A 3,507-nucleotide genomic window follows, 5' to 3' on the forward strand; every position below is an offset into this window, starting at 1 on the left:
ATAAAAACCGAATAGAAAATCCGCGAGGATTTTCGTAAGTAGGCTAGAACTAGCAATAAATTATATACGGTGTTACCTGCTGGCTTTTCTATGTTTTCATATCTTCTAATAAGTCAATTCGTTTAGTGTAGTGCATTAAATCCAAATCTCCTTCTCTATGACCTCTATTTATACTTTCCAAAATAGCCATAACATCGTTTTCCGAATCTTCCTTAATTATTGAACTGATTAATGCTCTATTTTCTCCAGTTTCCTTATCTCTTTCAAATAGACTTTTTCTATGGTATCTATCTGTTGAATAATTATTGTAAACATTAATTAAAGCTATTTCTAGCCACATAAGTTGTCTTTCTGTATCTCTATTTATGTCTATTTTAATTATTGATAAAAAATATTCTTGTAATTCTTTAATACTTAATTGCTTGCTTTTTAATTGTTCATAAAATTTGTTGTGTCTAACTTTAATAAAGGAAAGCATTAAAAAAATATGAGGTGTAACGTACATATTAGTTGTAAAGCTTCTTAAAGCTAATCTTGAATGAGCGAATATTTTTTCTTGTTGTCTTAAAGGTACATTCGCATTTGTGAAAAGTAACTTACAAGTCTCAAGAAAATTTGATTTGTCAGATTTTAACTCGTAACTTTTTATTCTTTCTGGTAATTGAAAAAATGCATCAAATTCGAAATAATCGTATAAATATTTATAAAAAACATCTACTTCAGGTTCTGGAATGGAATATTCTAAATCAATAAATCTTCTCAAATATTCATCAGCGTCAATATCATCACTACCATAAACACCTTTAATTGCATTTCCAAGTTGTTCTTTGTCAATAGATAATATAAAGACAATATTTGGAACAGAGAAGAAATGTTTGATTTGTTCTAATATTGAGACTGCATAATTTGGACGACACCTGTCGAGTTCGTCGATAATGAAGATTAATGGTTTTCCTTGATTGGTATTTGCTATAAATTCTCCTAAACTTTCACGAAATTCTGAAATATTTTTTTTCTTTTTCTCATATTCGTGAACTTCATTTTCAAAAACGTCTGATAGACCTTCTGTTACACCGACAATAGCTTCTTTAATGCCTTCTGTGTCTATATATCTATCTGCAATTGCTTTCGCTATTATTGGTGCGATATGTTTGGTTAATGTAGAAGCCCTCTTTAAAGTCTTTTTAAATTCCGGTTTTGTATCTTCAGTTGTGAGAGTTTTTAATTCTCCCATTAATGCTGTGAGAGGATTATTTTCAAAATCATTTTCCCAAGCATTAAAGTAAAGAGTTTGGAAACCATTGTTTATTAATTCTTGTTCCCACATCTTGACAAATGTAGTTTTTCCAGTTCCCCATTTGTTGTTCAAAGCAAGAACAAAACCATATGGATATGAGTTGATAATATTCGTTAAAACACTCGAATATTTTTGTCTATCTAATTTGCAGTTTGCAAAAGGATTTTCTTTTTCAATTTCAATTTCGTAGTGTTTAATATTCATTCAATCTCGATTTTTTTCAGCTTGCAGGTAACGTGTTTGTATATGGTTTGTTACGTGTTTTAAGCACCTAATTTAGCAAATACAAACCGAATAGAAAATCCGCGAGGATTTTCGTAAGTAGGCGATAACCAAGCAATAAATTATATACGGTGTTAGCCCTTGTTTTTATTTTCCAATAGGTTGTTTATTTCTGTTTCATATTCAATCACCCAACTTTGAAAATATTCAAGACTTTCGTGATAATCAATAAAATGATTTATAAGATTGCTAAATTTTCTTGTTGCTGGCAGAGGTTCTTCTTTAATCATCTTTATCGCCATTTCACGCAATCCATTATTTGTTTGTTTGTCCTGCATTGAAACTCCATCGTACCAATCATCAACTTTGATTGTAGAAAATAGAAATACATTCAATAACTCTCTCAACTTTGGTGCTATTTCAATACGACTATATGTTAACACAAATTTTATATTTTCAGATAGCTCGTGAACAGTTTGGTGATAAACATCAAAAACTTTCTTTTGCGAGAATATCATAAGTAACGAAGCATTAAACAAATTAAATGTATCGTTAAAAGTAAATTTATGATTTTTCAGTCCGTTTCCACGAAGGTCAACAGATTCAAGTTCTTTGTAGTCGAGTGTTGAAGCAAAAATTGAGTATTTTAATAATTCAATCTGTCTAAAGAGTAGATTGTGTATAAAAACAGTATCTTTTGATAACGCAGTATTTTTAATATCTGTCTCAAACGATTCTATCGCTGAAAAAAATTCTTTGTCCGTAGAGTCAGGAACATCTATTTCTAATATGTCTGCAATACGCTTAAATACTTTGGATATGTCGGTTTCATTATTCAGGATGCCACCTTGAAATGAATTTATTGGTACAGGTAGTTTACCTGGTGTTAGACCCGAATGGCATAGTGGGATTACAGGAATATTTCTAATCCAACCTGCACCTGCTTCAAAATTTATCCAAGGTCTTGTTATCGATAGTGGACTACACAAAACAACAATCAATTTACAGTCATTCATAGACTTCTTAATAGTACCCATCCAATCGTCTCCAAGCTTTAAACTTTCTTCGTGAGATGAGGCAAAAACATTTATAGTTTTTAAGAATCGTTTTTCTAAAAATTCTTTAATTGAATTAGCTATTTCTTTTTCTTCCGTAATATGAGATATGAAAATGGTTGGTTTACTCATTTTTTTTTTTTTTAATAAGGGCTAACGTTTTGGTATAAGCTTTGTTGCGTTTTATTTATGCTAAAAGTAAACAATTATTTAAACAACTTTGTGCCTGCGTATTTTTCCGAAGGAAAAATTTAGCAGCAATAAAGTTTATACAGTGTTAGCTTTTAGTGCTTTATTCCAATTAAAATTCACTTCTATTTTCAAAATTCTCTTAATTTCTCATTTTATTTAGAAATTAATTCAGTTTTTTCACTCTGTAATTTATAATCAATAACTCAATCTTCCTAAATAATTAAATAGGATTTTTATTTCACTCAGTATTTTTTCGTTAAATAAAAATTTTATCTCTTAAAAATCTTAAACTTTTCCAATATACTTTTACTTTCATAGACTAGACTTTAACTCTAAAATATTTAATAATTTTAGAATCTAAGTATTTAGATTATTTTTTTCAGTTTTATAAAGTCAATTGTTGTTATAATTATAAAAAATATGAATAATAATATTCCTAATGGAATTGTGATAAATAAAAACCAAGGTATAACTCCCCAAAAACAATTAGATTCATTACAAGATTCATTTGTAATCAAATTAGTTATAGTAGCTCCAATATATCCAATTATAAATGGACTTATAGCTATTATAAATATTAAAATTATTCCAATTGGAAATTTTATAAAATCTTTTTCCCTCTTATAATAAATCATTTTATTTTTTTCATTTTTTTTTTGACCGCTTGTATTATCCTGATATAGGTTGACCTTTTTTTAGGTTTAATTTATACCGTTCAAATTATTTTTTTAGCCGTTTAGA

Annotated in this window: 3 protein-coding genes; 1 reads left to right on the forward strand and 2 read right to left on the reverse strand. The window is 28.4% G+C overall.

The annotated features are described in order from the left end of the window. Nucleotides 1–88: 88 nt before the first annotated feature. Both ACW9UN_RS16835 and ACW9UN_RS16840 read right to left on the reverse strand, forming a co-directional pair. A complete protein-coding gene (locus tag ACW9UN_RS16835; RefSeq protein WP_459487530.1) occupies nt 89–1,501 on the reverse strand; it encodes a KAP family P-loop NTPase fold protein in 1,413 nt (470 codons plus the stop codon). Nucleotides 1,502–1,653: 152 nt separating this feature from the next. Then, nucleotides 1,654–2,706 carry a toll/interleukin-1 receptor domain-containing protein gene (locus ACW9UN_RS16840; protein WP_459487531.1) on the reverse strand — a complete coding sequence of 351 codons (1,053 nt, stop codon included), beginning with the start codon at nt 2,704–2,706 and terminating at the stop codon, nt 1,654–1,656. Nucleotides 2,707–3,186: 480 nt separating this feature from the next. Here ACW9UN_RS16840 and ACW9UN_RS16845 point away from each other — a divergent pair, with 480 nt between their 5' ends. Continuing rightward, on the forward strand, nt 3,187–3,393 hold the full coding sequence (locus ACW9UN_RS16845) for a hypothetical protein (protein WP_459487532.1): 207 nt from the start codon (nt 3,187–3,189) through the stop codon (nt 3,391–3,393). Nucleotides 3,394–3,507: the final 114 nt, after the last annotated feature.

The sequence above is a fragment of the Polaribacter litoreus genome, assembly GCF_054584775.1.

Bases quoted from the DNA above. Each gene is read 5' to 3' on its own strand.
- ACW9UN_RS16835 (WP_459487530.1), bottom strand. From the start codon at position 1,501: ATGAATATTAAACACTACGAAATTGAAATTGAAAAAGAAAATCCTTTT.
- ACW9UN_RS16840 (WP_459487531.1), bottom strand. From the start codon at position 2,706: ATGAGTAAACCAACCATTTTCATATCTCATATTACGGAAGAAAAAGAA.
- ACW9UN_RS16845 (WP_459487532.1), top strand. From the start codon at position 3,187: ATGAATAATAATATTCCTAATGGAATTGTGATAAATAAAAACCAAGGT.